This is a genomic window from uncultured Aquincola sp. (assembly GCF_964001545.1).
Lineage (GTDB): Bacteria > Pseudomonadota > Gammaproteobacteria > Burkholderiales > Burkholderiaceae_C > Aquincola.
The window spans coordinates 1-2,339 of record NZ_CAXFDV010000570.1; the positions used below are offsets into that span (position 1 = coordinate 1).

Genomic DNA, 2,339 nt, shown 5'->3' on the forward strand with positions numbered 1-2,339 from the left:
AAACGGAAGGGTTCGCCCCTCACCGTCTCGCGCCCACCATGCCCCGCCCCCTTGCCCCGCTGATGCTGCTCGCCGCCCTGGCCCTGGCCGGCTGCGAACGCCTGGGCATCGAGACGCCCGAGCTGCAGGCCCAGCGCAAGGAGGCTGAGGGCAAGGCCATCGGCGCGGCCTGCCGCCATGCGGCCCGAGCCATCGAAGACTGCTACACGCTGAACAAGAAGGCCGACAAGGCCGCGGTGTTTGCGGGCTGGCGCGAGATGAACGACTACATGCGCGAGAACCAGATCGAGCCGGTGACGCCCCAGATCGCCCGCGCCGAGCCGCCCGCCAAACCGGCTTCCGGCGCCGAAGAAGGCGGCGAAGACGCGGGCGACAAACACGGCGACAAACACGCCGAGAAGACCGACAAGCCGGCCAAGGGCCGCAAGGGCGAAAAAGGCGACGCCTGACCGTCGCCGGGCGGGGCGCCGACAATGGCGCCAATGACTTCTTCTTCCAACGGCAGCGCGCACCCGTCCGCGGCGCAACTGCCCACCTGGCGCCACCCGGCGTTCCGCCGCGGGCTGGTCGAAATGCTGGAGATCGCGCCTGGCCTGGCCGCCTGGGGCCTGGTGGCCGGCGTGGCCATGGCCAAGAGCGGCCTGGGCGTGCCGATGGCCATCTTCATGTCGCTGGTGGTGTTTGCCGGCAGCGCGCAGCTGGCCTCGCTGCCCTTGATCGCCGCCGGCGCGCCGATCTGGGTGGTGTGGGCCACCGCGCTGTGCATCAACCTGCGCTTCGTCGTCTTCAGCACGCAGTGGCGGCCTTACTTCGGCCATCTGCCGCGGCGGCTGCGGGTGGCGCTGGGCTACTTCACGGCCGACCTGAACTACGTGGTGTTCATGCGTCGCTTCCCCGAGCCCAAGCCGGGGCCTGACCAACTGCCCTACTTCTGGGGCGGCGTCACCTGCAACTGGGTCACCTGGCAGGTGCCTTCCATCGCCGGCATCGTGCTGGCCGACCAGATTCCCACCGAGTGGGGCCTGGCCTTTGCCGGCACCATGGCGCTGGTGGCGCTCACCGGCACGTTGCTGGGCAGCTTGTCCACCTGGGTGGCCGCGGGCGTGGCGGGCACCGCGGCGGTGGCGGCCTATGCGCTGCCGCTGCGGCTGAACATCGTCATCGCCATCGCCGCCGCGGTGGCCATGGGCGTGATGCTGGAACACCTGCAGCCGCGCAAGGCACCGGGGGCCTCGGCATGAGCACCTGGGAAACCATCCTCACCATCGTCGGCCTGGGCGCCATCACGGTCATCACGCGCTCGTTCTTCCTGTTTCCCGACAAGGAAGTGCCCATCCCCGCCTGGCTGCGCGAAGGCCTGCGCTATGCGCCGCTGGCCGCGATGGCGGCCGTGGTGGTGCCCGAACTGCTGATGACGCAGGGCGAGCTGATCCACACCTGGCGCGACGCCCGGGTGTTCGGCGCACTGGCCGGCGCGCTGTACTTCTGGTGGCGCCGCGGCATGCTGGGCACCATCGTCGTGGGCACCTCGGTGATGCTGGCGCTGCGTTTCGTTCTCGGCTGGTAACCGGGGCCCCCTGGGCAAGGGGGTCGGCGCTTCTAGAATCGCGGCCTTCAGACCGAGGGCCCCATGAACGTCATCCGCTTCTCCGATCTCATCGAGCAAGGCCGCGTCGCCGGCCAACGTGTCTTCATCCGCGCCGACTTGAACGTGCCGCAGGATGACGACGGCCGCATCACCGAGGACACGCGCGTGCGCGCTTCGGTGCCCTGCATCCAGATGGCGCTGGACGCCGGCGCGGCGGTGATGGTCACCTCGCACCTGGGCCGCCCCACCGAAGGCGCCTTCAAGCCCGAGGATTCGCTGGCGCCGGTGGCGCAGCGTCTGGCCGAGCTGCTGGGCCGGGAAGTGCCGCTGGTGGCCGACTGGGTGGACGGCGTGGACGTGCAGCCGGGCAGCGTGGTGCTGCTGGAGAACTGCCGCGTCAACAAGGGCGAGAAGAAGAACAGCGAAGAGCTGGCCCGCAAGATGGCCGCACTGTGCGACATCTTCGTGCACGACGCCTTCGGCACCGCGCATCGGGCCGAGGCCAGCACCTACGGCATCGCGCAGTACGCCAAGGTGGCCTGCGCCGGCCCGCTGCTGGCCGCCGAGATCGACGCCATCACCAAGGCGCTGGCCAACCCCAAGCGGCCGCTGGTGGCGATCGTGGCCGGCTCCAAGGTCAGCACCAAGCTCACCATCCTGCAGGCGCTGTCCAAGAACGTGGACGGGCTGATCGTGGGCGGCGGCATCGCCAACACCTTCATGCTGGCCGCCGGCCTGAAGATCGGCAAGA

Annotated in this window: 4 protein-coding genes; all 4 read left to right on the forward strand. The window is 69.8% G+C overall.

Annotation, left to right across the window (positions count from 1 at the left end; genetic code table 11):
• The first annotated feature begins 38 nt into the window (after positions 1-38).
• Complete coding sequence (locus ABNT58_RS19650; RefSeq protein WP_348755112.1) at positions 39-449, forward strand: hypothetical protein; 411 nt, start codon at positions 39-41, stop codon at positions 447-449.
• A 33-nt stretch (positions 450-482) separates the two neighbouring features.
• Positions 483-1,241, forward strand: coding sequence for an AzlC family ABC transporter permease (locus ABNT58_RS19655; RefSeq protein ID WP_348755113.1), 759 nt, complete (start codon positions 483-485; stop codon positions 1,239-1,241).
• Positions 1,238-1,567: an AzlD domain-containing protein gene (locus ABNT58_RS19660; protein WP_348755114.1), complete on the forward strand. Its 330-nt coding sequence runs from the start codon at positions 1,238-1,240 to the stop codon at positions 1,565-1,567. The genes ABNT58_RS19655 and ABNT58_RS19660 overlap by 4 nt, the downstream gene beginning before the upstream one ends.
• Positions 1,568-1,630: 63 nt before the next feature.
• Positions 1,631-2,339, forward strand: a 709-nt coding sequence (pgk, locus tag ABNT58_RS19665; RefSeq protein WP_348755115.1) for a phosphoglycerate kinase, incomplete at its 3' end; no start/stop codon positions are given.

Bases quoted from the DNA above. Each gene is read 5' to 3' on its own strand.
- ABNT58_RS19650 (WP_348755112.1), top strand. From the start codon at position 39: ATGCCCCGCCCCCTTGCCCCGCTGATGCTGCTCGCCGCCCTGGCCCTG.
- ABNT58_RS19655 (WP_348755113.1), top strand. From the start codon at position 483: ATGACTTCTTCTTCCAACGGCAGCGCGCACCCGTCCGCGGCGCAACTG.
- ABNT58_RS19660 (WP_348755114.1), top strand. From the start codon at position 1,238: ATGAGCACCTGGGAAACCATCCTCACCATCGTCGGCCTGGGCGCCATC.